Annotated in this window: 15 protein-coding genes and 3 pseudogenes; 12 read left to right on the top strand and 6 right to left on the bottom strand. The window is 61.6% G+C overall.

The genetic code is table 11. The annotated features are described in order from the left end of the window. Both NKH67_RS29905 and NKH67_RS29900 read right to left on the bottom strand, forming a co-directional pair. Positions 1-236, bottom strand: a pseudogene (locus NKH67_RS29905) (curlin); the annotation flags it as partial. A gap of 403 nt (positions 237-639) precedes the next feature. Next, positions 640-1,719 carry an alpha/beta hydrolase family protein gene (locus NKH67_RS29900; protein ID WP_353032465.1) on the bottom strand — a complete coding sequence of 360 codons (1,080 nt, stop codon included), beginning with the start codon at positions 1,717-1,719 and terminating at the stop codon, positions 640-642. A 307-nt stretch (positions 1,720-2,026) separates the two neighbouring features. Between NKH67_RS29900 and NKH67_RS29895 the strand changes: the two are divergent. From NKH67_RS29895 to NKH67_RS29845, 11 genes and pseudogenes are all read left to right on the top strand, one after another. Continuing rightward, positions 2,027-2,658 (top strand): annotated as a pseudogene (locus NKH67_RS29895) (tyrosine-type recombinase/integrase). Positions 2,659-2,891: 233 nt separating this feature from the next. Continuing rightward, positions 2,892-6,311: an adenylate/guanylate cyclase domain-containing protein gene (locus tag NKH67_RS29890; RefSeq protein ID WP_353032463.1), complete on the top strand. Its 3,420-nt coding sequence runs from the start codon at positions 2,892-2,894 to the stop codon at positions 6,309-6,311. Positions 6,312-6,408: 97 nt separating this feature from the next. Further along, positions 6,409-7,674, top strand: a complete 1,266-nt coding sequence (locus tag NKH67_RS29885; protein ID WP_502893831.1) for an ABC transporter substrate-binding protein — start codon at positions 6,409-6,411, stop codon at positions 7,672-7,674. Positions 7,675-8,044: 370 nt separating this feature from the next. Then, complete coding sequence (locus tag NKH67_RS29880) at positions 8,045-9,631, top strand: serine hydrolase (protein WP_353032461.1); 1,587 nt, start codon at positions 8,045-8,047, stop codon at positions 9,629-9,631. Between the two features lie 309 nt (positions 9,632-9,940). Further along, on the top strand, positions 9,941-11,518 hold the full coding sequence (locus NKH67_RS29875) for an HD domain-containing phosphohydrolase (protein WP_352540680.1): 1,578 nt from the start codon (positions 9,941-9,943) through the stop codon (positions 11,516-11,518). Between the two features lie 90 nt (positions 11,519-11,608). Continuing rightward, positions 11,609-11,881 (top strand): hypothetical protein, encoded by a 273-nt coding sequence (locus NKH67_RS29870; RefSeq protein WP_091581466.1) that lies wholly within the window; start codon positions 11,609-11,611, stop codon positions 11,879-11,881. A 73-nt stretch (positions 11,882-11,954) separates the two neighbouring features. Next, a complete protein-coding gene (locus NKH67_RS29865; protein WP_352540681.1) occupies positions 11,955-13,088 on the top strand; it encodes a substrate-binding protein in 1,134 nt (377 codons plus the stop codon). Positions 13,089-13,258: 170 nt separating this feature from the next. Next, complete coding sequence (gene tnpA, locus NKH67_RS29860; protein ID WP_353032459.1) at positions 13,259-13,732, top strand: IS66-like element accessory protein TnpA; 474 nt, start codon at positions 13,259-13,261, stop codon at positions 13,730-13,732. Next, positions 13,713-14,066, top strand: coding sequence for an IS66 family insertion sequence element accessory protein TnpB (gene tnpB / locus NKH67_RS29855; RefSeq protein ID WP_014761846.1), 354 nt, complete (start codon positions 13,713-13,715; stop codon positions 14,064-14,066). The genes tnpA and tnpB overlap by 20 nt, the downstream gene beginning before the upstream one ends. Positions 14,067-14,120: 54 nt before the next feature. Further along, the gene (tnpC, locus tag NKH67_RS29850) at positions 14,121-15,692 is read left to right on the top strand and encodes an IS66 family transposase (RefSeq protein ID WP_353032457.1); all 1,572 of its coding nucleotides are present in this window, start codon (positions 14,121-14,123) and stop codon (positions 15,690-15,692) included. 401 nt (positions 15,693-16,093) lie between these two features. Then, positions 16,094-16,255, top strand: a complete 162-nt coding sequence (locus NKH67_RS29845; protein ID WP_352618737.1) for a hypothetical protein — start codon at positions 16,094-16,096, stop codon at positions 16,253-16,255. A gap of 110 nt (positions 16,256-16,365) precedes the next feature. Here NKH67_RS29845 and NKH67_RS29840 read toward each other — a convergent pair whose 3' ends face one another. Together NKH67_RS29840 and NKH67_RS29835 are read right to left on the bottom strand one after the other, a co-directional pair. Continuing rightward, the gene (locus tag NKH67_RS29840) at positions 16,366-20,880 is read right to left on the bottom strand and encodes an nSTAND1 domain-containing NTPase (RefSeq protein ID WP_352618734.1); all 4,515 of its coding nucleotides are present in this window, start codon (positions 20,878-20,880) and stop codon (positions 16,366-16,368) included. A 111-nt stretch (positions 20,881-20,991) separates the two neighbouring features. After that, positions 20,992-21,855: pseudogene (locus NKH67_RS29835) on the bottom strand (IS110 family RNA-guided transposase); the annotation flags it as partial. Positions 21,856-22,148: 293 nt separating this feature from the next. Between NKH67_RS29835 and NKH67_RS29830 the strand changes: the two are divergent. Next, positions 22,149-24,368 (top strand): adenylate/guanylate cyclase domain-containing protein, encoded by a 2,220-nt coding sequence (locus tag NKH67_RS29830; RefSeq protein ID WP_353032455.1) that lies wholly within the window; start codon positions 22,149-22,151, stop codon positions 24,366-24,368. Positions 24,369-24,410: 42 nt separating this feature from the next. On the opposite strand, the gene NKH67_RS29825 is transcribed toward NKH67_RS29830, so the two are convergent. Together NKH67_RS29825 and NKH67_RS29820 are read right to left on the bottom strand one after the other, a co-directional pair. Then, positions 24,411-24,923 (bottom strand): YHS domain-containing (seleno)protein, encoded by a 513-nt coding sequence (locus tag NKH67_RS29825; RefSeq protein WP_352540684.1) that lies wholly within the window; start codon positions 24,921-24,923, stop codon positions 24,411-24,413. 27 nt (positions 24,924-24,950) lie between these two features. After that, entirely contained in the window at positions 24,951-25,598 is a 648-nt protein-coding gene (locus NKH67_RS29820) for an ankyrin repeat domain-containing protein (RefSeq protein ID WP_352851857.1), read from the bottom strand. Between the last annotated feature and the right edge of the window lie 633 nt (positions 25,599-26,231).

The raw sequence follows: 26,231 nt of genomic DNA, 5'->3' as shown, positions 1-26,231 counted from the left end.
GCCCCGTCCTGGCCGATAGCCGAAAGGTTGTGGCGGCCGCGCTGCTGGCCGATCACCTTGTTGAAGCGGCCGTTCTGATACACCCGGATACGGTTTTTGAAGCCGTTCTGGGCGCCGCCGGCCGAGTTCGACCAGCCATATTGCTCGATGCGCACGTCATTGGCCATGGCCGGAGCGGCGGCAGTGATACCGACAAGAGCGGCAAGCGCGGTTGCGATGAAAGAATTGCGGATCATGAGAGCGTCTCCTTTGGCGGACGGGACCGCGGTTGAACGGCTTCTTTTTAGGAGATGCCGTTCGAACTAAGGCTGAAGGCGGCGTTCAGCTGGGGTTCAGGAGGGCTTGCGCGGGTCGTGGCTGCGGCGGTCAGGCCGCTATTCGCTAGGGCAATGGGTGGAGCACACTCGCCAAGGGCGGCCGGTGTTGGGTCATTTCTATACTTGGGGTTGGCCGCTTCCGGCCCACAGGCTGCCGGACGGCAATGCGCCTCATGTCGGTCGTCAAAGTTAGCTTTGCAACTGCCTTAAAGAGGACATTACCGGCCACCGCATTGGTGATCGCGGTTGCGCCACAAGCGGACCACGTGTTGCCGTTGGCCACACGAGCGCCTCCACCTGTCCAGCAACGAGTCCGGTCGGCTCAGTGGAAGGTCGTTTTATAGTGGAGGCCCGGAAACGACGCCTCGCCGGGTCGCAGCGCCGCCTGCCCCATGGGATCACCTTTTAGAATACTGAGGAAGAATGCCGCGGTCAGCGTCTTGGCTTGATCGAACTGCGGGCTGGAACCGGAACCGTATGCGAACATCATGTGCCCACCCTTGTCGAATACGGCCAACGCCTTATCTCGACTTCCGATGCTATCATGCGCCCATAGGGCATTGAATTCCGGCTTCACCATCTCGTCGTCAGAAGTGACCAGTATGAGCGTCGGCACTTTGACAGCCGCAATGCCAGTGGCGCCGAATACCTGCAGCTCGCCGCCCGGAGCTGCGAGAACGAGCGCCGCCACGCGGCTACCCCAAATGGGTGGCATCGGCTCCGCAAACGGGTCTGCAGCGCCGTAGAGTTTGGCAATCGTTGGCTCGAAACCTACAAATTGGCATGAGTCGCCATACTTCTGGGCCTCATTTGCAGCGCACCAGCTATCCAGGGCTTTAAAGTCGACCCGAGCGCCTCCCGCCTGGAGCGCAGTCGCTCCGCCCGATGAATGCCCCCAGACGCCGATGTGGGAGGTATCTATGAGTCCAGCGAGTTTGCCACCCGGGGCTGTCAGTGTATCGGCGTAGCCGATCACACTAAGCACGTTGGCAGAACGATAATAGAGCAATCGGCGAACGTCGAATCCGGTATCATAGCTCGAAGCGAAGACAACGAACCCGTAGGTCGCGAGAAACTGGCCCCAGCGGGTGTAGGCTATGCCCGGCATCGAGGATCCGGGGATCAGCACAAGCAGCGGATAGGGACCGGTCGTTGCCGGCGGTGCGTCCGGCGTCGTCTTCAGGATTGCGCCGGCGGGAGCTGGCGCAGGACCAGCAGCGGGATACCAGACCCATGTTTCCAGCGGGTGCTCACCAGTCACGTCAGGTATCGTGAACTTCTGAATACCGATCGCGAAAGGACCGGGCTGGCTGAAATCGGTTGCGATCGCGGGTGTCACTGCGATCAGGGGCAAGATGACAAGCCAAGGCAGCAGAAGAAAACCCAAGACAGCCTTGATCATAACGTGCTTTCCTGCGCGGTGCCAGGCTGCCGCTACCGTTCACCCATGACGGCAAGACGTCAAGCCCGAGTGCTGCCCACGGTCCATCTATATGGTACGTTCGATCGTTTTGCTGCCCTGAGTCTTCGCTTGAGTGGACTGAGAGGAGTTGCAGCTTTAGGAACGTGCGGAACGGGTCAGTTCGAGACTCGGACCCACCGGATTGAATATCTGCATTCTCACGCGTTCATACCAGAACCGGCCGGACCGCTCCCGGCCCCTCCCGAACGTTTGTGCTCTGGCCAATAGTGGTCTGAGGAGAAACGATATGGGACATTCGCAGTATGACTTCGCCGACAAGGCCGTCCCGCTTGGAATGCAGGCAAGAGAGTAGGCGTCAAACGACCTCTGAAGGTTCGTCAAATCTGGGAAATCCGGTTCTTTCTCGACCGCGAAGGTCGATCACGGGACCGAGCGCTGTTCGACCTTGCGATCGATAGCAAGTTGCGTGGTTGCGACTTGGTGAAGCTCAAGATTGGCGCGCTAGTGAGTGGCGCTGAGATTCGGACTCGGGCCATGGTTGTGCAGCAAAAGACTGGGAGGGCAGTTCAATTCGAACTGATGGCAGACGCCCGAGCAAGCCTACTTGCATGGCTCGAACGTAGAGGTGGAGCGGTCGACGATTTTGCCTTTCCCAGTCGGGTCGATCATGCTGGCCATTTGAGCACCAGGCAGTATGCGCGCCTGGTCGATGAATGGGTTTCGGCGGTTGGCCTTCGCCGTGAGGATTATGGCACCCACTCGCTTCGTCGTACCAAGGCCTCCATTATCTATAAGGCCACCGGGAATCTCCGAGCAATTCAAATTCTGCTCGGCCACACCAAGATTGAGAACACCGTCCGGTATCTCGGCGTCGACGTCGAGGATGCATTGACGCTGGCCGAGGGAACTGAAATCTGAAAATGGACGACCTCGCGTGGGTCGCGCGGGTGCTGGGTCCAGCGGCTTTGCGCCCAATATCCGACATTGAGGCCTCCTGGGTCGTTTCCCGAAAACAGACAGACAGCTCAGACGGCATGATGTCCGGGGACCCGTAACTGACATTCGCCTGGTTCCCGAGGGTGTGACGACTCCCCTTCCAATTTGGGATATGGTTCCACACAGCACCCTTAGTGCTTGGTTGGGAGAAGGACGTGGACATCGCGGCATGGCTGAGTAGCCTGGGACTGGAGCGATACGCTCCGGTCTTCCGCGACAATGACATTGAATCCGAGATGCTTCCTCAGCTAACGGCGGAGGATCTGATAGCACTCGGGATCACATCGGTCGGTCACCGGCGCCGGCTGCTTGCCGCTGTGGCTTCATTCGGAGACACATCCGGCCCGTTACTGATCAAAGCATCCTCGCGCGACCGCGGGAGTGCGCCGGCAAGGTCGCCCGAGCATGGTGACGCGCGGCCACCGCACGCCGAACGGCGCCAATTAACAGTCATGTTCGTGGACCTCGTCAGCTCGACCGAGTTGTCGCAGCGTCTCGACCCGGAGGACATGCGGGAGGTTATTCGCGCTTATCAGATCGCAGTGTCGGAAGAGATCTCCCGTTACGAAGGGCGAGTAGCCAAGCTCATGGGCGATGGGGTGCTGGCCTATTTCGGTTGGCCGCAGGCGCACGAGGACGATGCCGAACGAGCGGTTCGCTCGGGCATGGCCGCCGCCGCAGCAACGGCCCGACTTACAGCGCCGGGAGGCGAACCGCTGGCTGCCCGCATTGGCATCGCGACGGGACTGGTCGTTGTCGGCGATCTCGTTGGCGAAGGATCGGCAAAGGAGGAGGCCGTTGTGGGCGACACGCCTAACCTGGCTGCGAGGCTGCAAGCGCTCGCCGAGCCGGGCAGCGTTGTTGTAGCTGACGGCACGCAACGACTGGTGGCCGGTCTATTCGATATGGTCAATCTCGGTCGCGGGGAGCTAAAGGGCTTCGCAAAGCCGGTCCGCACCTGGCGCATTGTCGGCGAGACAGCGGCAGAGAGTCGTTTCGAGGCGAGGCAGAACATTGTGACGCCGATTGTTGGGCGGGACCAGGAACTCGAGTTTCTGGTTGACCAGTGGCACCGGGCCTGCGCCGGGGAAGGCCGAGTGGTGCTGCTGTCTGGAGAGCCGGGTATTGGCAAGTCCCGGATTATCGCGGCGATGGTCGATCGATTGAGCGCCGAGCCCCCTCCGCGGCTACGCTATTTTTGCTCGCCCTATCATATCAACAGCGCGCTCCATCCCGTGACCACGCAGGTCGAACGGGCGGCTGGACTGGATCGCAACGACACCACGGACACCAAGCTCGACAAGCTGGAGGCCCTGCTTCGCGGGATCGTTCCGGACGTGGCGGAAGCAATTCCGCTGTTGGCGACACTGCTGTCGATCGACACGACCGGTCGATACTCGTCGACCAGGCTGCCACCGCTAGCCCAAAAGGCCCGTACTTTGGCCGCCCTCGTCCAACAAATCGAGGCGCTGGCCGTGCGTGAGCCCACTATTGTCCTTGTCGAGGATGCGCACTGGATCGATCCGACGACCGGCGAGTGGCTGGATATGCTGATTGATCGCCTGCGGAACATGCGGGCACTCCTGATTGTAACCTTTCGACCTGAGTTTCAGCCGCGTTGGATTCAGTTATCGCATGTAACCGCGCTCTCGCTTGATCGCCTCGGACTCGGTCAAGGAGCAGCGATCATGGATCGCGTAGCGGGTGGAAAGACCATACCGCCGGAGGTAGCCAGCGAGATTCTGGCCAAAACCGAAGGCGTTCCGTTGTTCGTTGAGGAGCTGACCAAGACCGTGCTCGACTCCGGTCTGCTTGTCGACGCGGGCGACCACTACGTGCTCTCAGGTCCTCTGCCTCCTCTTGCGATTCCGTCGACCCTTCAGGATTCTTTGATGTCTCGCCTGGACCGGCTGGGGGCGGTCAAAGAAGTCGCTCAAATCGGCGCCTGCATTGGCCGCGGCTTCCATCACCGGCTGCTGGCTGCCGTAACGGACCCCGCCGAAACCCGTCTGCAAGACGTCATGCCGCAGTTGGAAGAATCCGAGCTCGTTTTTCGGCGAGGCGTTCCTCCAGAGGCGACCTATACGTTCAAGCATGCGCTCGTACGGGATGCAGCCTATCAGAGCCTGCTGAAAAGCCGTCGGCAACAGATTCATGCCAAGATCGCCGCGACGCTGGAGGCGCAATTCCAGGAAGTTGTCGCGACAGAACCTGAAACGCTTGCGCATCACTATACCGTCGCCGGCGTGAATTATCAGGCTGCCGTTTATTGGCTCAAGGCAGGGCAGCTCGCGCTCAAGCGATCTGCCAATCTCGAGGCGGCCTCCCACCTCCGCAAGGGGCTCGAGCTGGTCGGATCATTGCCCGGATCTGAGGACCGCCTGCGACTGGAGCTTTCGCTTGAAAGCGCAACGGGAACGGCAATGATTGCAGCCAAGGGCTGGGGAGCACCAGAGGTCCTTCAGGCCTTTTCGAGCGCGCGGAGGCTTGCCGATACGCTACGCGACAAGCCGCAAATATTCGCTGCGATGCGCGGCGAGAGCTCCTACCAGACCATTTCAGGCAACCTGCGCGCTGCCGAGATGCTGGGCCACCAATGCCAATCGCTCGGATTGGAACTCGCGCAAGTGTCCGATGATTCGGGGTACATCCTCGAAGCACATCACCAACTCTGGGGAATCTACTATTACCTCGGTGACTACGACGCGAGCGAACGTCATGCAAGCCATGGCCTGGCCACTTATGATTACGAGCGACATCGTCACCTTGCCTGGGGCTACGCCGGACACGACCCCGGCGTATGCTGTAGGGCGTTTTCCGCACAGATGCTCTTCATGCGCGGCCATTCGGTCCAGGCGATCCTACGCTCACGCGATGCAATGGCGCTAGCCGAGCGAGACTCGCATCCGGTCACCACAGCACAAGCGCAGCTAAGTTTCTGCTTGGTCCACCTGATGCGGCGCGAGCCCGCCGAAGCCCTTCAATGGGCGAAGAAAGCTATCACTCTGTGTGATGAATTCGTCATGCCATTGCTGCTTGGCCAGGCTCGTGTGTATTTCGGCTGGGCGCTCGCCGGTCTGGGGCAGTTGGAGGAAGGCATTCGCCAAATGCGCCTGGGAATTGCGGGTATCGCCGCGACTGGCGCGGATATGGGCATGGCCTACTACCTTTGCATTCTTGCGCGTAACTGCGGCGAGCGCGGCGATGCAAGCGAAGGCCTTGCCCTCCTGGCGCAGGCCTTCGACACTCTGGGCAAATCGACCTCGAAGTATCAGCTACCAGAGTTATTGCGCACAAGGGGTGAGTTGGTTTCAGTGCTGGACCCAACCGATGAAGCCGCCGAAAGCTGGTTCCAGCAATCTCTCACGGCGGCCCGCGATCAAGGCGCGAAATCCTCTGAACTGAGGGCCGCGCTTCGGCTCACCCGCCTCTATGCCGGCCAAGGCCGCAATGACAAGGCGCGGCATATTCTTGCGCCAGTCCACGCCAGCTTCACCGAGGGGTTTGACACGCCTGATCTCGTAGAGTCCAAAGGCCTGCTCCGAATGCTTTCGCATTCGACGGAACGCGGGTGAAGCATTGCATCCGATACGCAAATTCCTAGTTGGACGACGTCGCCGTGGAAGGAGAAGCGATATGCAAACGTGGGCTGGTCTGTTGGTGGGCGCCGCCATGACATTTGCGAGTGGATCGGTTTCGGCAGAAGAGCTCACTATCTTTTGGGCGGAATGGGACCCGGCGAATTACCTTCAGGAACTCGTCAACGAGTATGAGAAGGAAACCGGCGTCAAGGTAACTATTGAAACGACGGCCTGGCCGGGATTCGAAACCAAGGCCTTTGCCGAGTTCAACGCCAGGGGCGACGCCTATGACATGGTCGTCGGCGACTCGCAGTGGCTCGGCGCCGGCTCGACCGGCGGCCACTATGTCGACCTCACCGACTTCTTCGCCAAGCACGATATAGCCAAACTGATGGCCCCCGCGACGGTGAAAGTCTACGCGGAATATCCCGGCAACAGCGGCAAGTATTGGGCGATCCCGCTGGAAGGCGACGCCATGGGCTGGTCCTACCGCAAAGACTGGTTCGAAGACCCGAAGGAAATGGAAGCGTTCAAGGCCAAGTACGGCTACGACCTCGGCGTGCCGAAGGATTTCAAGGCGCTGCGCGACATCGCCGAGTTCTTCTACCGTCCCGATCAGAAGAAATACGGCGTCGCCATCTACACCGACAATGTCCACGACGGGCTGGCAGGCGGCTTCGAAAGCTTGCTCTTCTCCTATGGCGGCGAGCTTGGCGACTATTCGACGTACAAGGTCGACGGCATCATCAACTCCGATAAGGCGATCGCCGCGCTCGAAGCCTACAAGGAACTCTACAAGTTCACGCCTCCGGGCTGGGCCAACGCCAATTTCATCGACGACAACCAGGCGATCACCGAAAACCTGGCCGCGATGAGCATGAACTTTTTCGCGTTCTTCCCATCACTGATCAACGAAGCGAGCAATCCCAACGCCAAGAACACCGGCTTCTTCGCCAACCCGGCAGGGCCGAACGGCGACCAGTTCGCCGCGCTTGGCGGGCAGGGCATCTCGATCGTCTCCTACTCAGCGAAGCAGGCAGAATCCCTGAAGTTCCTGGAATGGTTCATCAAGGATGAGACCCAGAAGAAATGGGCAGCGCTCGGCGGCTACACCTGCAGCGCAGCCGTACTGAAATCGGATGAGTTCCAGAACGCCACGCCCTACAACAAGGCCTTCCACGAGACCATGTTCAAGGTGAAGGATTTCTGGGCGGTTCCCGAGAATGCCGAACTGCTGCTACAATTCAACCAGCGCGTCTATCCTTATGTGACCGGTGAATCCGGCACGGCCAAGGAAACGCTTGACGCGCTGGCAGCCGACTGGAACGCGACGTTCAAGAAATACGGCCGCCAGTAGGCCGTCTGGCCTTGGAAGGAAGCGTCCGGGCCTCTCGGCCATCGGACCCCGTGCAGCAGGCCATAGGGCCTCGCGATGGGCCATATAATTGGCTTCGATGACTTTCTGGTTGGCCGCCCGCCCGTTGGCGAACAACTCCTGAGTAGACGCCATTTGCCGCCCGGGCTTGGAACTTGACGTTCTCCCGCGCAGTCCCATCCAATTGCCGCCCGCGTGTGTAACGCGGCTACTTCACCAGGTCCCGAAATCACATGCGCGCAGCCGCCGTCTCTGCCTGATCTTTGGAACATATCATTGGAAAATACCGCAACCATCTTTCATCTTGCCGCGTATGATCCGATCATCTGCCGTGCAAGTTTGAGGACATGCAATGAAGAAGGCCGCTGCTCTCGTCGTGCTTTCCCTCGTAGCCATGCTGCCCGCCGTGGCAGCCGCGCAGTCTTACGTGCCGGAGCTTGGGCCATCGCCGCCGCAGGATGCTGTGCAGCTGTATCCCGGCGGTGTCGAGAAGGCGCTGGCCGCGCTGCCGGACATCGTCAAGAAAGTCAAGGAAGCATCCGACGTTCCCGGCTTCGCCGTGGCGGTGGTGCATGGCGGCAAAATGATCTTTGACGAGGGCTATGGCCTTCGCGACAACCGGGACGACACTTCTAAGGTCAGCAGCACCACCATTTTCCAGGTCGCCTCGGTGTCGAAGTCGATCTCGGCCACGGTGGCCGCGATCGCCATGACGAAGGACCACAGCTTCGACTGGGATACCCCGGTCGGCAAGGTCTGGGACGGCTTTCGCCTCAATCTCGACTATGTCTCGGGCAACGCCACCATCGGCGATTTCTTCGCCCATCGCTCGGGCCTGCCGATGGTGGCGGGCGACGAACTCGAGGATCTCGGCTTCCAGCGCAAGCAGATCGTCGGGAGCCTGTGGATGGTGCCGCTCGATCCCTTCCGCATCTCCTATCACTACGCCAATTTCGGCACGACGATCGGCGCCGAGGCAGTGGCCCACGCCGAGAAACAGCCTTGGGAGCCGCTGGCCAAGAGCCTGTTGTTCGATCCGCTCGGCATGCGCTCGAGCAGCTATCGGCACGAGGACTTCATTGCCGCCGGCAAGAACCGCGCCCTGCTGCATGCGCGCGTGGCGGAGAATGTGTTCGAGCCGCTCTATGATCGCGACCCCGACCAGCAGGCGCCGGCGGGCGGCGTCTCCTCCAGCGCCCAGGATCTTGCCAAGTGGATGATCCTGCTGCTTGGCGACGGCACCTATGGCGGCCAGCCCATGATCGACCCCAAGATCCTGCAGCCCGCCATCACACCGCAGAGCGTGACCTACCGCGGCGAGACGCCCGATACGCGGGCCAGCTCCTATGGCTATGGCTTCAATGTGGGGGTGAACGCCAATGGGCGCACCACCATGGGCCATTCCGGCGCCTTCCTGCTCGGCGCCGGCACCACCTTCCAGATCTTGCCCTCGGCCGATGTCGGCATCGTCGTGCTCACCAACGGCTCCCCCGTCGGCGCCGCCGAGGCGGTCGCCGCCAGCTTCATGGACATCGTGCAATATGGCCAGGTCACCCGCGACTGGTATCCCTACATCAAGCCGCGGTTCCTGGCCTACTACAAGCCGGTGGGCGACCTCGCCGGCAAGGACAGGCCGACGAACCCCGCCAAGGCGCGCAGTCCATCCTTCTACGAGGGCCAATATACGAGCAACTATTTCGACACCGCCACCGTGCGGGCCGATGGCGACAAGCTGATGCTTGAACTCGGCCCCAAGCCCATGCAGTTCACGCTCGAACACTGGGACGGCGACACCTACGCCCTCACGCCCCGCGGAGAAAACGCGCCGACCGGCTCGCTGTCATCGGTGAAGTTCGTCGGTTCCTCCGGCGGCATTCGCGCGCGGGTGATGACGGTGGACTATCTCAATGAGAACGGGTTGGGGCATTTCCAGAGGTAGGGGTGGGGCGTCGGGTGCTCCATACACCCTATGCCGTCGAAAAGGCGAACCGGCCGTCTGCAAGGTGCCTGAGATGCGGATTTGTGTGACGATTCGCTTCCGGGCGTGGAAATCAGGAAGCCGGCATTTGCTCGGGAGCTTCCGACAAGCCATGTCGGCTTTGGCCAGCCGCTGATCCGAAGCAGACCGACGGCTCCCGGCCCCAAACGGAACATTCTATTTCTCGCCGGATAGCACAACCAGGGTTGGGATTTTTCCCTAGGCATTAACGGCTGGCGGGGCTAGCGTAGAGCGACTGGGAGGTGGGCGATGACAGACGTCTCGATCCGCCGGGCGGATTTCATGATGGTCCTCGCTTATGCTTCGGACCTTGCCACGGGCCATTCTCGCGACTTCGCACTGAAATCCTGCGTGCTTGCGATGCGGATTGCCGATCTTGCGGGCGTTTCCGAGCAGGATCGGCGCAATGCCTACCACCAGTCTATGCTCCGCTATGTCGGTTGCAACGCGGACACGGACCTCCTGTCGGCCACCTTCGGCGACGAAATTGCGCTCCGCCAGGATCTTGTCGGTCTCGATATGGGCAACCGGGCGGAGCTGGGCAGGGTCTTCGTCCAGGCTTTCAAGCGGCTCTACTACGATCTTGAGCCCGACGCGCAGGCCAAGGCGATCGAGGCTGGGCTATCGCAGGCGATCGCCGTGGCCCGCCCGGTCCTGACCGCGCATTGCGAGGTCGCGCAACGGATCGGCGAGCGGCTGGGCCTGTCGGAGGAGATGCGACGCAATCTTGGACAAATCTACGAACGCTGGGACGGCAAGGGCCTGCCGCGCGGGCTGAGCGGCGAGGATGTCCTGCCAGCCGTGCGCCTGATCACATTGGCACAGGATGCCATTGCGCTCTGCGATGCCGTCGGTATCGAAGGGATGGCCGAAACCATCGCCAGTCGCGGCGATGGCCCATATGAAGCGGAACTGGCCCGGCTCGTCTCGGCCAACGCGCCGACGCTGATGGAGGGCATCGGCGCGACAGTCGACCGCGCGACCATTTTGGCGCTTGAGCCCGATCCGCCGGTGACGCTGGATGAGGAGGCTTGCGATGAGGCGTTCCTCGCCATCGCCGACATGATCGACATGCGCATGCCGTTTACGCAGGGCCATTCGAGGATGGTGTCGGAACTGGCCACGGGTGCGGGGAAACGGATCGGGCTGCCCGACCCTGACGTCCGCGCGCTGCGCTGGTCGGGCTGCATCCATGACATAGGCGAACTCGTGGTGCCGGTGGCGACCTGGATGCGCAACGGTCCGCTGTCGGTGCGCGAGCGCGACGCGGCGCAGTTGCACGCCTATTATGGCGAGCGGGCGCTGGCCTCGTTCGGCCGCGAGGGCGAGGCGATGGCCGCCCTCGTGCTTCGCCATCACGAACGCCTGGACGGTTCGGGCTATCACCGTAAGGTCCACGGCTCCGACCTGTCCCCGGCGGCAAGAATCCTGGCCGCCGCCGAAGCCTTCCAGACGTCGCGAGAGGAACGTCCGCACCGCAAGGCGTTGTCCAGCGAGGCGGCGGCCACGCAGTTGCGCGCCGCCGTTCGCGAGGGCTGTATCTGCCCCGATGCCGCCGAGGCCGTGCTGTCCTTCGCCGGACAGCCGTCGCGCCGGGCGCCGCCCCGGCCGCTGGCCGGAATGACGCCGCGTGAGATCGAGGTGCTGCGCCTGATCGCCGCCGGCCTTACCGCGAAGGAAGCGGCGCGCAAGCTGGATATCTCGCCCAAGACGGCGGACCACCATATCCAGAGCGTCTATGCCAAGATCGGCGTGACCACCCGCGCCGCCGCGGCACTCTACGCGGTCGAGCATGGCCTTGTCCGGCCGGGCGAGACGCAGGCATAGGGAATACACCCCATGTGCGCCCGCTCCGGGGCGCGCATCGTGATCCTGTCGACGGACCGATGGTGGCCGCGACCGACAGGAGGAAATCAGATGCTTCTCGCAACGACCAAGGTGGCGGACGTCGACCGCTTCATCCGCATCTTTTCGACCAAGGGCGCCGACAAGCGCCGGCTGCACGGCTCGAACGGCGCAACCGTCTTCCGCGACCCCAGCGAGCCCGACCGCGTCTGGGCGATCTTCGACTGGGACGCCGAGGGCTGGAAGAATTTCGTGTCGGATCCGGAGGTGCCCGCGATCCTGCAGGAAGCCGGCCACGTCGGCAAGCCGCAGGCGGCACTGCTGCTCGGCCACTACGAGGCCTGAGATCCCGCACTGCGCGCCGCCTGCCGTCCGTCGGCGGCGCCCCCCGACGAACCCCCAGATTTGGAGAAATCAAATGGATCCGAAACCCATCAAGATCGGCCTTGTCGCCGAACTCACCGGCCCCTTGTCCTTCATGGGCATCGCCAACGCAAACCTCACCACCATGCTCGTCGACGACATCAATGCCAAAGGCGGTTTGCTCGGCCGGCCGCTGGAGCTTGTCATCGAGGATGGCGAGACCAACGACAGCGCCGCCAAGGCAAGGACTGCGAAACTGATAGACGTCGACAAGGTCGATCTGGTCGTCGGCGGCATCTACAGCTCGACCCGCCAGGCCATCAAGAGCGAAGCGGTCGCACGCGGCAGGACGCTCTACATCTACACCGAGCAGTACGAGGGACAGGAAAACGATCCCCTGATCTTCTGTACGGGTCCAGTGCCCGCGCAGCAGGTCGAGCCGCTGATCCCTTGGTTCATGAAGAGCACCGGGGCGAAGAAGTTCTACCTGCCTTCTGCCGACTACATCTGGCCCCATCTGCTGAACAAGGCCGCGAGCCGGGTGGTGCGCGCCAATGGCGGCGAGGTCGTCGGCGAGGAGTATTTCCCGCTCGATACAGTCGATTTCCGGCGGACGGTCGAGCAGATCATGGCGAGCGGCACCGACGTGGTTTTCAACACCCTCGTCCCGCCGGGCTTGACTCCGTTCCTCGAAGAACTGCACAAGGCCGGTTTCGGCAAGCGGGGCGGCAAGATCATCTGCACCTACTTCGACGAGAACTTCTTCAATCTCGTGCCGTCCGAGCAGATCGAGGGCCTCTACAGCTGCCTCGACTACTATCGGGAACTCGAGGATCCGTTTGGCCGCGCGCTCTTGCGTCGCTACCAGGACCGTTTCCCCGGCAGCGCCATGTTGACCGCGGGCAGCGGCTGCACCGGCCACTACCGGGCGATCAAGATGTGGGAAGCGGCTGTCAATGAGGCCGGCACGGTCGAGCGTGATACGGTCATCCGGGCGCTCGATCACTCGCGGATCAGCGAGGGACCAGGTGGCCCGGCCGAAATGGTCCCCGGCCAGCACCATGTTCGCATGAACATGTACATCGCGCAGGCGCAGGGCGGTCGATTCCGGGTCGTCAAGAACCTGGGTCCGATCGATCCCAACGAGCGCGCGCTTAGCGACGAACTCCAACTCAGCAAAGCGGGCTGAGCCGGCCGCGTCGATGACTGTTCTTCCAGGTGGCAGGGCGGCTAGCAAGTTGCCCTGCCACCCAACCGGGCGATAGTGCATTCCAGTCGTAAGCGCGAATTTCCCCGCACCTTTTGCTGTTGAGTGCTCTGATGCATGAGGTGTCCACCAAAATAGGTGGACACCTTGTGATGGAAGAAGATGAGCAGAAACTGCGGGTGAGGCTTGTCGGTCGGGACGGGCGACGCCGATACGACCCGGCATCGAAGGACCGTCTTGTCTCGGCCTGTCTTGAGCCTGGCGTGTCGGTATCGAGGCTTGCGCTCAAACATGGGGTCAATGCGAACCTTCTTCGGAAGTGGATAAAGAAGCGGGCGGAGACCCAGTCCCTCCCACCGTCCCCGCCATCGGCGTTCATCCCGGTTCAGATTGAAAGCACTTCCGATCGGGCCTTGCTGCGACAGAGCAGCATGGCTGCGGTGGATTTGCCGGGGACTTGCGATGGGGCACGTAGGTCGGCATCGAAAAGGACAGCGCCTTTTTCCTCTCCAGCCAAGGTGAGCGCGTCGCTGCCGAACGGCGTGAAGTTGACGCTGGAATGCGGTGATGTGGATGCGTTGACGGCGACCATCGGAGCACTGGGTCATGTTCAGACTGGGCGCTGACCTGAAAGTCTACCTGCACCGCGAGCCGATCGACTTTCGGGCCGGCATCAACAGCCTTGCGGTTCTGGTCCAAGAGACGATGGCGCTCGATCCGTTTGCTCCGGCGGTTTTTGCGTTCTGCAATCGCCGTCGCGACCGGATGAAGCTCCTGTTCTTCGATCGGTCGGGCTTTGTGCTGGTCCTGAAGCGGCTGACCGAGGACAAGTTCCGGTGGCCGCGCCGGGAGGCAGCGGTGGTCACGCTTACGACCGAGCAATTGCACTGGATCCTCGACGGCATCGACATCGATGCGATGGTCCGCCATCCGGTGCGGCAATATCAGGTTGCGGGTTGAGGGCTCTCGAATTGAGCGGTTGACGCGGCGGCATGCTTTCGATTCAAGAATCTGATGAATCGACCCGGCGAACCGACTGTTGAAGCGTTGATGGCGCGTATTGCTGCGCTGCAGGCGCAGAACCGTCAACTCACCGAACGCGTCGTCAAACTCGAGGAAGAGCTGGCGCTTGCACGACTGCATCGTTTTGCGCCGCGCAGTGAAAAGCACATTGACCGCCTCTTCAATGAAGCCGAACAGGCCGCGGATGAGGACGCCGCCGACAACGAAGATGGCGGCGTCGTTGTCCTGCCGGACACGGGCTTGCCGGCCAGCGAAGGGGCGACGGGAAAGAAGCGCGGCCGCAAGGCCTTGCCGGAAAACCTGCCGCGCGAGCGCGTCGAGTATGACCTTCCCGACGATCAGAAGGCTTGTCCTTGCTGCCGTCACCAGATGCATCGCATGGGCGAGGCCGCTACCGAGCAACTTCATATTGAGGTGAAGGCGAAGGTCCTGCAGAATGTGCGGTTCAAATATGCTTGCCGTCATTGCGACCGTACCGGCATCAACACGCCGGTCGTGACCGCGCCGATGCCCGCGCAACCCTTGCCGGGCAGCATCGCCACGGCTTCGACGCTGGCCTTCGCGCTCGTTCACAAATACGTCGACGGCACACCGCTCTACCGCCTGGCGCAGGCCTTCGAGCGCGCGGGCGTTCCTGTCAGCCGTGGCGCTCTGGGTCACTGGGTGATCGGCTCGAGCGAAAAGCATCTCGCCCGCATCTATGACGTGCTGAAGCTGCGGCTCAGATCGCAGCCCCTCATCCATGGCGACGAGACCACGGTCCAGGTGCTGAAGGAAATGGACAGAGAGGCCACCAGCACCTCGTACATGTGGGCATACCGGAGCGGCCACGACAGTGACGAGCCGATCGTGCTGCTCGATTATCAGCCGGGTCGCGGCCAGATACACCCGCAGACCTTCTTGGGCGATTACCGCGGCATCGTGATGAGCGACGGTTATTCCGCCTGGCGCACGCTGGAAGGGGCAACGCATCTTGGCTGCATGGCCCATTCCAGGCGGCGCTTCGTCGATGCCCTAAAGGCGAGGAAGAAGGGTGGCGGCCCGCCGGAACAGGCACTCCGGTTCTTCGAACAGCTCTATCGGGTTGAAAGGCAGGCGCGGAACGAAATCCCCGATGACGGCGAAACGCGAGATCACTGCATTCGCCGCTTCCGCCAGCAACATAGTGTCCCGATCCTCCAGGCTCTCAAGGCATGGCTCGACGACTTCGCTCCAAAAGTCTTGCCGGACAGCAAGCTCGGCGACGCCGTCTCCTACACCCTGAACCAATGGGGATATCTGACTCGTTACACCGAGGACGGCAGCATGCCGATCGACAACAATCTTCTCGAGCGTGACATCAGAATCTTTGCCACTGGCCGGAAAAGTTGGCTGTTCAGCGATACCGTCGACGGAGCCAGGGCCAGCGCCGTCATCTACAGCCTGATGTTGACCTGCCGCGCTTGTGGCGTCGAGCCGTTAGCCTGGCTGCGCCACGTCCTCACCGAATTGCCTCAACGCAACGAGGACGCTGATATCTACGATCTGCTGCCCTTCAACTTCGCCAAAGCAACAGCAGTCTGATCAGACCAGATACCGTTCCCGATTCGAAGGCCATCCGTCGAAAGCGCCGGCGTCAACGTGCAGGGAAAATCGCGCTTACTTCCAGTCGCACATACAGAGCAACTGAAGATCATCAGGCGCTATCTCCGGCGCTGGCGCGTTGCGGTCCGCGATACGCGTCGATCCGCTTTCTAATCTCGCCATCCCGAAAACGGACAGTCCGCAAACGGCCCCATTTCAGTCGTCGCGATCGCAGGCAGGGGCGTGAAATCGGCGTCGCATTGTGGGGCAGGGAAGGGCGCATTTCTTTCCCCCCATAACGCCCTCGGAGGCCTCTGCCGCGGCCTCAGAGCTGACATCTCGCGCGATATCGCTGGCAATAATATTTTCTGGCGAACGACAGTGAACCAAATGGAGGACGGATGCCCAAGGTCAAAGGTCAGAACGCTCTCAACAAGGAGCGCGCCAAAACAGAGAAGCTACTCAAAACTCAAAAAGTGGAATACACGGCCTTGAAGGAGACCGGGGTGGAATCCAAGCGACCCGACCTCCCAAACCTAAAGATCGAAAAGCGAGGGAAGTAGCGCGGCCACTCGCGTACTGCTCCCCCCGCAAAACTATGGAAGCAGTGCGATTGCGGCGGCTACGGCGTAGCAGTCGAGATAGCGTCACCGGCCATGGACTTTGGGCGACATCAGCTTGGACAATCACCAAGGTCGCTTTCCACGGGAAGGAAGAAGCGACGCCGTTCGCACGCGGTCAGTTCGCGTGGAACAGTTTGCTTCGCGAAATCGATGAGATCTTCGGGTGTCTGAAAAACCCGTATGAGGCGAACGTCTTCATCATAGGGCACGATCACGACCCTCGTTCCATCTGAATTGAAGGCCGCGCGTATCGGTGCCGGCCGCTTGTGCTCATCCTTCGAACTGGCAAGCACTGCCATCTCGCGTCCTGTCCGCGCGTCCCAGAGCCGGGCCGTGCCGTCCTGAGTTGAGGCTGTCAGGACATAGTGCCCGTTAGGACTGAATTGCGCACTGGTCGCTGCGCCGGTGTGCCCCCTGAGAACGACCCTTTCCTTTCTGTCCAGGACGCTCCAGATTCGTGCGGTGCCGTCGCGTGAGGCAGTCAGAAGCGACTGACCATCCGAGCTGAACTCGACTTCGGTGAGCTCATCGCGGTGACCACTCAGGATGGCGAGGGTGCTCCCGTCCTTGACTGTCCAGATCCGCGCGCTGTGGTCGAGCGAGGCCGTGGCGACCAGTTGCCCGTCCGGACTGAACGTTGCCCCGGTTATTCGACCCTCATGCCCGACCAGTTTCTTCAGTTCGGTCCCGTCCGTTTTCAACAGGTGCGCGGCGTTGTCGCTGGTCGCGGCGAGGACGAGATCGCCGTCCGGGTCGAAAACAACCTGCGCACTTGTTTGGATAGTGGAGACCTCGGCGCCAGTCGCCGCATTCCACAACCGCGCGGTGCCGTCGGTCGAACTCGCCTCCAGGAGGTCTCCTTTCGGACTGAACTGAATTTGAAACAGCCCGCCTGGAAATTTGAGCCGTGCGATCTCGCTCCTGCTCGCGACGTCCAAGATGAGGACTCGGCCCGCGAGGGATGCAGTTGCAATGCGACTTCCATCGGGGCTGAACATTGCGTTCTGGACGATTTCGTGCGTATCGAGGTCGGCCAGCTTGCGACCGGTTACCACATCCCAAAGGTGCACAGCGCTGTCCCCGCCTCCAGTCAGAAGATGCATATTGTCGGGACTGAACACCGCGAAGGTGGGACGATTTGCGTTGGACAGGGTAGTCGTCAGAATTCCGTCGACGTCCCAGAGGCGAGCGGTGCCATCATGTGAAGCCGTGAGAAGAATATTGCTACCGACTGGGTCGAACTCAAGGTGCTCGATCAAGGCACGATGGCCAGCGATGGTGGCGAACAGCGACGCTCGACCGACGTCCCAAATGCGTAACGGACCGTTTATGGAAGCGGTGGCCAGGAGGCGATCGTCGGGGCTGAAAGCGCTGTTCATTTCCTGATCACGGTCGTCCCCGGCGTCACTCTGTTTCAAGTTCGGGGACTCTTGGCCGAGCACGTCAATTAGCCCTCCAGAGTTTCCGTCCCAGAGACGCGCGCTACCATCGAGTGATACCGTTGCAATTCGGCGGCCGTCGTGACTGAACGTTGCGCCTTGTAATTGGGTGTCGCTCTTGTGGCCAAGGAGCCTTGCGATTTCGGTTCCGTTCGATGGGTCCCAAAGCGCGGGGACACTGTCAAATGAAACTGTGTACCACGTGCCTACCAACAGCCGACTTCCATCCGGGCTGAATGTGAGCTTGGATGCAAAGCTGCCAATAAAACATTGATGGATCAGCGCGCCATCTTTCGCATTCCAGATGAAAACGGTCTGTCCTTCTGAGGTCGCAAAGCTGCGACCATCCGGGCTGAAGCCAGCCAATCCGTCTCCACGGCTGTCTACGCTCAGGATCTTCGTTCCAGTTCGCGGGTCCCAAAGCGAAGCCTGATTGTTTCCGGCCGCGGTCAGCACGCGCTCGCCGCTAGGGTCAAAGGCTGCTGTAGGAAAGGAGCCGCCTACCGGCTGAAGAACAAAAAGCTGCGCTCCAGAGTCAGCATCCCAGATGCGCGCGGTCCCGTCCCTTGCCGCTGTAATGACCCGGCGTCCGTCCGGACTGAATCCGGCTCTCTCCACAGGTCCCTCGTGGCCCTTCAGGATTGCAATCTCTTTACCATTCGCGACATCCCAAATGCGCGCGGTCTTATCGTAGGATGCAGTGACGATGCGATCGCCGGTTCGATTGAAGGCTGCCTGCGTCACTCCGGCGTCGTGTTTGAACACCGCCGTTTGGCGGTGTGCCAACAGAGCGTTGAAAAGTGCGGCCTCTGCTTCAAAGAGATTTGGCCGCGCGGCTCCCGATCCGCTCTTCGGCAGCGCCTCCAGCGCCAACAGGATCGCGGCCTCCGTATCGCCGCTCGCCGCGATCTGCTGCGAAAGAAACGAAAGCGAAAGAGACTGATTGCGCAGCGCCTGATCGCGCGCCTCAAGGGCCCCCTTTTTGGCGGCCATCGCCAACTCGGCTTGCCGTGTTGCTGCCTGTTGTGCTCTGAACCCGAAGAACGCGCCTGCGCTGGCCATAAGGGCCAGCGCCGTGGCGACGATGGCCGCATAGCGCGTGCGTCGCGCGAGCCGGCTCGCAGCCGCGGCCGCAAGGCTGCGGCGCTCGGCCTCGCGCTCCAGGCGCTCGCGCTTTGCTGCTTCAGCCGCCTCGATGAGTGCCCGCTCTGCCTGCCTGTCCTTCTCGTCTCTATCCGCCTCAGCACGCGAAGACGTCTCAATGTAGTCGACGATCTGATCGTCGACTTCTACCCGTCTCGACTGCAGCAATTCCTCGCCCTCGGCGAGCCGCTTGCCGGACGGCAGGAGAAGCTCCCGGTTCCGGTTGTCGGCATGCCAGCGGTTGGCGTCAGCCGCGACCCGAGCGCGGGTCTCGAGGAAGCTCCGGTTCGCATTGACAATGTCGCTAGCGCGCGGCCAGCGGCTCAACAAAGCTTCGTGTGCCACGCGCACGTAGACGTGGCCTGCGGCATCCTCATCACTGACGAGAAGGCGAGCGGCGACCAAGGCCTCAACGAGAGCCAATCGTTGAGGCGTGCCCGTGACTTCCGCGCGCAAGGCCGGACGCGCCGCAACTGCCTCATCGCTTGGGCGCACCGTGGTGAGGGCACGCAATACGACTGGTAGCTCCTCCTGGATGTCCGGCGGGAGAGCGTCTACGACTTCGTCAGCGCGGCGCGCGATCGCCCCTTCCAAGCCGCCAAGTGCCTGATACGCAGCAAAGGTGAGGATCCGGCGCTCTCGCCCCGCATCGTACAGAGCGTCGAGCACAAATTCGAGAAGCGGCAAAGATCTAGGATCAGCAGCTGCTGCCTCCTGCAGGACATCATCCAGCCGGCCCCGTTCGGCTGTCTCCTCGTAGCGCAGCCTGGCGGTGCGTGCCGGCTCGCGGATGATCTGGGCGATCTCAGCGCCGGTCGGCGGCAGGAGTTCATAGCTGCCGAGGCCATCCTTGAGTGCCCAGAAACCGGGGACCTCGCCGCAACGATGAAAGAAATCCGATCGGATCGTCGCGATCACCCAGACCAGTCCGCTGCTGGCGAGTGCCGCGAGGAGCCGTACTAGCACTTCGCGCGATGCCGGCTCCGTCGTGAACAGCTCCTCCATCTGATCGATCGCCACTACCAATCGCACTTGTGAGGAGGCTGAACCTGCGGCGGCCGCCGCTTTGGCGTGAGCCTGGCGGACGAGCGCCAGAGCTCGATCAGGCGAACTCCGACAGAGTTGAGCCAGCGCTGCCGGTTCGCAAGCCAGCTCCGGCAGGGCGCCTTCGCGAAGCAGCCCAGCGGCCAGCGAGGCGACCGCATCAGGGGCGTCGGAAGGGCGGATTAGGCAGCGGCGCCAAAACTTGATGCCAGCCGCTGCACCGGTTCGAGTGATGGAAGGCAGCAGCCCTGCTCGAAGGAGAGAAGACTTGCCGGAACCGCTCATACCATAGATGAGCAGGAATGCCTTGCCGTTGGCGGCCTGCTGCTCCAGGCGTTCGATGCAGGCAGCAGTCGCCCGAGCTCGGCCAAAGAAGAGGTCGGCGTTTTCGAACTCGAAGGGGTTGAGACCTCGAAAAGGCGACGTGACCTGCTCCTCTGAAGCGAGAGGCACGCGGTACGCGTGCACAGGCCGGGCGATGTTCTTCAACCTTTGTTCGCCAAGATCGACGAATTCGAGCGAGAGCCGATCGCGGGCCTGCGTGTAGACCGCTTCCGAAATGCATATTCCACCTGGAGGTGACAGCGCCTCCAGACGGGCGGCGACGTTCACACCGTCGCCCATGAGATTGTCGCCCTCTACAACAACATCGCCGAGATTGATGCCGATGCGAAAGCGCAGGCGGCTCGACTCGGGCAGCTCAGCATTTTGTCTGCCGACTTGGAACTGGATTTCAGTGGCGCATCGAAGCGCCTCGACGGGGCTTGCGAACTCGGCGATGACGCTGTCCCCAGCGCTCCCGAACACCCGTCCCTGATGTTCCTCTATCAGTCGGTCAATGATCTGACGATGCGTCCGCAGGGTGGCAAGTGTCCCTTCCTCGTCTCTGCCAATCAGCCGGCTGTAGCCAACTGCGTCGGCAGCAAGGATGGTAGCCATTCTACGGTGAACGCGATCCAGGTCATACCTCCCGCCGTCTCGGAGCATCCTAACGGAAATGGCGCCCTGTGGGGAGAGGCACCGAATTGGCCTCAAGCGAGCTCTGGCTTACCCAGCGTAGGCGGCAACCTGTCGTCGATTGTCAAACTTGCGCGACAATCCCTCAGACCACAGGACGGCCGCGAACTCCGGACCTATTCCCTTGAGGCTGAGCAGCAGGGCCGGTGTTGGCTCATCTGCCGCGAGCAAGGCGTCGCGTGCCTCTTCAACATCCTTGATCTGCTGGATCAGCAACTCGATGCGATCAAGCTCGCGGCTGATCTGCGCCATGAGCGCTGGCGGCAGTGGACGCCCATCTCCGGTAATGAGCGCGTCGAGGCATCTGCGTCGATCGCCTTTCAACGGTTCGTATCCGGACACACCTTGGCTGAACAAAAGGCCCTTTATCCTGTTGACGTGCCTGATCCGCTCGTTCGTCAGCGCCTTCCGCTCCCGCACCAACCGGCGACGGTCTTCCTCCTCCGGCGTTGGCACTCGCAACATCGCGCAAACCCGAGGCTCGCCGCGGTTGTAGGCCAACAACGCTCGAACCAGTGCTTCCCCATCAATCCTGTCGGTCTTGGCCCGCCGGCGGCGACGCGATGTGGCAATGGATGCCGGGTCCACGACATAACTCTCGATGCCTTCGCGTTCGAGGACCCGATGTATCCAGAATCGATCCAGACCAGCTTCCTGGATTGATATGACCCGGAAACGCCGCCCTGTCCGCACTTCCGCCTTTCGTTGCAGCTCTGCGAAATGATCGAGCAAACCCGGAATGTCGCCCCCCGGCACGAGGTGTCTCGACATTCTCTCGCCCCCACCTGGCGAAAACGAAGTCACGAGCCATTTTGAACGAGACAGTTCTAACGAGACAAATATTGCGGCAAGATCGACGCGGATAGCGGCCGGGGCTTTGGTGGTGTTGGCTTGCATGCTGACCTCCAGGTGATGTTTGGCGACTTCACTCTGTCGCCTTCCATCCCCATAGGATCTTCAGCAATTGTCGGCCGTAGGGGCAAGCTTTGCCGTCGCCCGAAAGTCTGACGTCGGCGAATACGCTGTAGGTCGCGGTTGCACCATGAGCCGACATTCCGTCGAACATCACCTTTTCGGAATTCAAGGCGAACGCCCGTAGCCGATTTTGTAACGTACCTCATCGGAGAAACGGGTGTTGGCTGCTAAGTGTGTATGGTCTTGCCATTGGGCTTTCCTTATAATTCTGCCCAGTGGAACAGGTTCAACATCTCGAACGGAAGCTGGTCGCTATCCTCGCCGCCGACGTGGTGGGGTACAGCCGGCTGATGGGGCTGGACGAGACGGGCACACTCTCGCGGCTCAAGGCGCTCCGGCGCGAATTCATCGAACCCGCGATCGAGGGCTACCATGGCCGCATCGTCAAGCTCATGGGCGACGGCGCTTTGGTCGCGTTCGAGAGCGTCGTCGATGCCGTAGCATGCGCCGTTGAGATCCAACGGGTCACCGCGCAGCAGAACCTCGGTCTTCCCGAAGATACCCGGATCGTGTTCCGCATCGGGATCAACCTTGGTGACGTGATCCCCGACAAGGACGACTTCTACGGCGACGGCGTCAACATCGCGGCCCGGCTGGAAGGGCTGAGCGATCCTGGCGGCATCGTCATCTCGGGAACGGCCTACGATCAGGCTCACAACAAGCTCGGCCTGACCTTCAAGTCACTCGGCGAACAGCGTCTCAAGAACATTCCAGAGCGGGTCCGCGCCTATCGGGTTCTGCTGGAACAGACCGCAGGAGCCAATAAGTCGCGCTCTCGGCGATGGCCTGTGATCGGCGCCACGGTGCTCGTTCTGGCTCTGATAGCGGGGATTGCGGTGATTCTCTGGCCGCAAGCGATTGCCCTGCTGCCCGGTCACGGTTCCACCCCGGTCGGTTCGTCGGTCGGCAAGCCCTCCGTCGCCGTGCTACCGTTTACCGATCTTAGCGAGAAGGCAGGCCAGGATTATTTTGCGGAAGGGCTCGCAGACGATCTCATCACCGATCTCTCGAAGATCTCGGGGCTCCTCGTCATCGCACGCAACTCCGCGTTCTCCTTCAAGGATCGATCCCTCGACGTCGACGAGATCGCGGCGCAGTTGAACGTCCGTTACGTGGTCGAGGGCAGCGTCCGGCGGGAGGAAGATCTAGTCCGCATCAATGTCCAGCTCATCGATGCCCAAACGGGGAGCAACATCTGGGCCGAGCGATACGACCGCGACTACTCCAGGATATTTGCACTTCAAGACGAAGTGATCGGGCGTATCGTTGAGGCACTTTCGGTGCGTCTGACGGAAGGCGAACGCGCGCAGATTGCTCGCCTCCCCACGCGAAGCCTGGAGGCATACGATTTCTACACCCGAGCCGAGCAGAAGGTTTATGTGGTCGACAACAGGTCTCTCGGAGAGACCCTGTCCCTGTATCAAAAGGCGATCAAGCTCGATCCTACGTTTGCAGATGCTTACTCGGGCTATGCCCGCGCCACGGTGGACGTGCTCGGCTTCGACTACCAGGTGCTCATGCTCAGCGCCGTCGCTCGCCAGCGCTCCTACGAAGCGGCAGGGCGGGCGCTGGAGCTCAATCCGCAATCTGCGCGCGCCTATGCCGTGCTCGGCATCCTGCAGATGCTGGACGGCGAATGGGACCAGGCGATCGCGTCGGTCCAGAAAGCCGTCGCGCTGGACCCGAACGGCGCGGAGGCGGAGCTCAATCGGGCGATCGTGCTGACCTACGCAGGACAGAACCTGGAGGCGCTGGCAGCGATGGAACGCGTGTTGCGGCTCGATCCCAAGCCGCGCGCTCAGGTCTTCGACTATTACGGCTTCGTGCTCTACATGAACCATCAGTACGAGAAGGCTTTGCAGGCGCTGAGCAAGGTCCAGCCGGGAGAGCGCAGCGACCTTGGTCTCGAAACGCTGGCCATGGCAAATGCGCGGCTTGGCCGCATGGCCGAGGCGCACGATGCGGCTGCATCAATCCTGAAAGAGATACCCGAACAGAACCTCGCTGGTTATCGTGTCGTTTACGCCCACCATCGGCGGCAAGACGACCTCGATCACCGGCTGGGCGCCCTTCGCGCCGCGGGGATTCCGGAGCGGAGCTTCGATTTTCGCGGGCGGGAGGAGGACCGCCTGGGCGCCGCCGCGATCCGAGCCCTAACGGGCGATCGGACATGGGTAGGACATCAACACAATGGCGCAGCCTTCGTCATGGAGCTGAGCGCAAATGGAGATGTCGCACTGAGCTCGCAAAGCAGCATCATCACCGGCACGTCCAGCGTGGATGGCGACCTCTTCTGCACGCAATCCACCGCGACCTTGCTCGGCCGCAAGTTCTGCGCCCCGGTCTATCGCAATCCCCAAGGGAGCAGCGATACGCAGGACGAGTACGCTTGGCCGGACTCCGTCACAGTCTGGTATTTCTCGGTGTCTCCGTGACGGGCGCCATTCAACTTGCGGGCTCACGACATCGCGCCGGAGCTAGTTGGCCGCCGCTCTAGCCTCGAATTCCTTCGCCTCCACTGCGGGCCATTCGGCTTCCCCTTTCGCAATGACAGGCGCCGGGTTGGCATCGAAGTCTTCCTCCAGGCCCTCCTTTCCGGAGAACAGGAAGAGCTTGCCATTGACGATGCGGAAGGCTTCCGGGTCAAGGTTCGCGGATGCCTCCTTAACTGACATTCCCCCGGTGCAGAAGCCGCCGAACTGAGGGGCATAGCGCACCGGCTCGGAAACAAAGGCATCCCGGTGTTGGACGCTGGCGAAGTACCACGTTGCTCCGAGCCACTTCCTCGAGATCTTGGGCGAACCCATCGTCGCGCGACCGTCGGTGAAATATGCTACCGGATCATAACCCAGGATGGCGACATTGCCGAAGTATCCGGTGTTCACTCCGTCGCCGGCGTGGGATCCACCGGTGCCGAAGAGGAGGAGGGAGGCGGCGGCTACTCCCGCGCAAAGCAAACTGTCAAACGTTCTGGAACGGTTCTCTGTCATGTTCTCCTCCAGTAGCCTTTCTCGATGTCAGTTGCCGAGGGCGATGCACACCTTGTACGACGACCCCATCGTTTCCTTGGGTTGGCATTTTGCGCCGTGCTTCTTGAGCAAAACCATCACGTCGGTGCTCTGATAGAATGTCGCGCGGCTGAGAGGCGTGTACCCGTATTCCTGGATTGCCTCGACCTGTGCGCCGTGCGAGATCAACAGCTCCGCGATGGCCGTCTGGTTCTCTTCTGCTGCCACATGCAGCGGCGTGATCTTGTGCGTGCTCAACGCGTCGACCTCGGCCCCGTGGTCGAGCAGCAATTTTGCGATGTCCAGGCTTCCTGAGTAGGCTGCCGCATGTAGCGCGGTGAAGCCGCGATCGTTGCGGGCTTCGATGTCCGCCTTGGCCCCGATCAACGCAATGGCGACCTCGGTCTTGCCGGCAAGCGCCGCATCGATCAGCGGGGTCTGACGGCTCTCGTCGCGATCGTTCACATTGGCGCCTTGTGCCAGGAGTTCGGCAACCTTTCCGGCGTCGCCCTCCCGAGCAGCGTCGTTGAGCGGCCCGGCCGTCACCGCACCGACGGCAAACCAAGAAATGAAAGCAACGACCACAGCCCGACTGACAAGCCGAAGCCAACCGGTTTCGAAAAGCCTGACCCGGATCGGGAAGGCCCTCGCCAGCAACAATCGCCTGTAGACCGTCATCGTCTAACCCTCCGGGCGCGCTCGCCCGCGGATGGACGTATATGAGATCAGTCTAATACATTTGGCGCAGCGGAGCCATAGGGTGTCCGGCTTATACGCGAGTCGAAGTCGCGCGAGGCGCCCTGTGTCACCCCCGGCAGCGGGCTATCCGGGCACCAGCACCACGACCGCTAGAATGGCCATCAGCAGGCAGGCGGCCATGCCGATCATATCGTGCTGCCGGAAGCGCCAGACGGCGTGGCGAGCATTAGGACGCCGATCACGGCGATTTAGAGTGGAACGAGGTTCATCCTTTAAAAGGGCAGCCCACCAGCCTTGCGCTTGTGCGTAGGCGCGAAGTTTAGTGTCAGCTTCTTGATGGGCGCGCTGGCAGTGTCGCTTGGGGAGAACCCTGTGTTTCCGTAGAAAAAGGCGATGTCGAATTGACCGTCCTTCGCGAAAAGGGGGCCGAATGTCTGGAATGGGTCAAACCCGGGGGCCGCCACCCAGGCAATGTCCGCTTATGCGCCTGTAGTTACCCAAAGTGGACCGACGGCTTTCGGCCCCGAAACGGTCATTCCGGATGACAGGTTGCGTGAAGCAGTCCGCGCCGTGCACGGTGGCGCAAGAAGG

This window comes from Mesorhizobium sp. M0968, assembly GCF_040319065.1.
GTDB lineage: Bacteria > Pseudomonadota > Alphaproteobacteria > Rhizobiales > Rhizobiaceae > Mesorhizobium.
The sequence above is the reverse complement of the archived record's forward strand: the minus strand, read 5'-3'. Positions and strand labels throughout refer to the sequence as shown.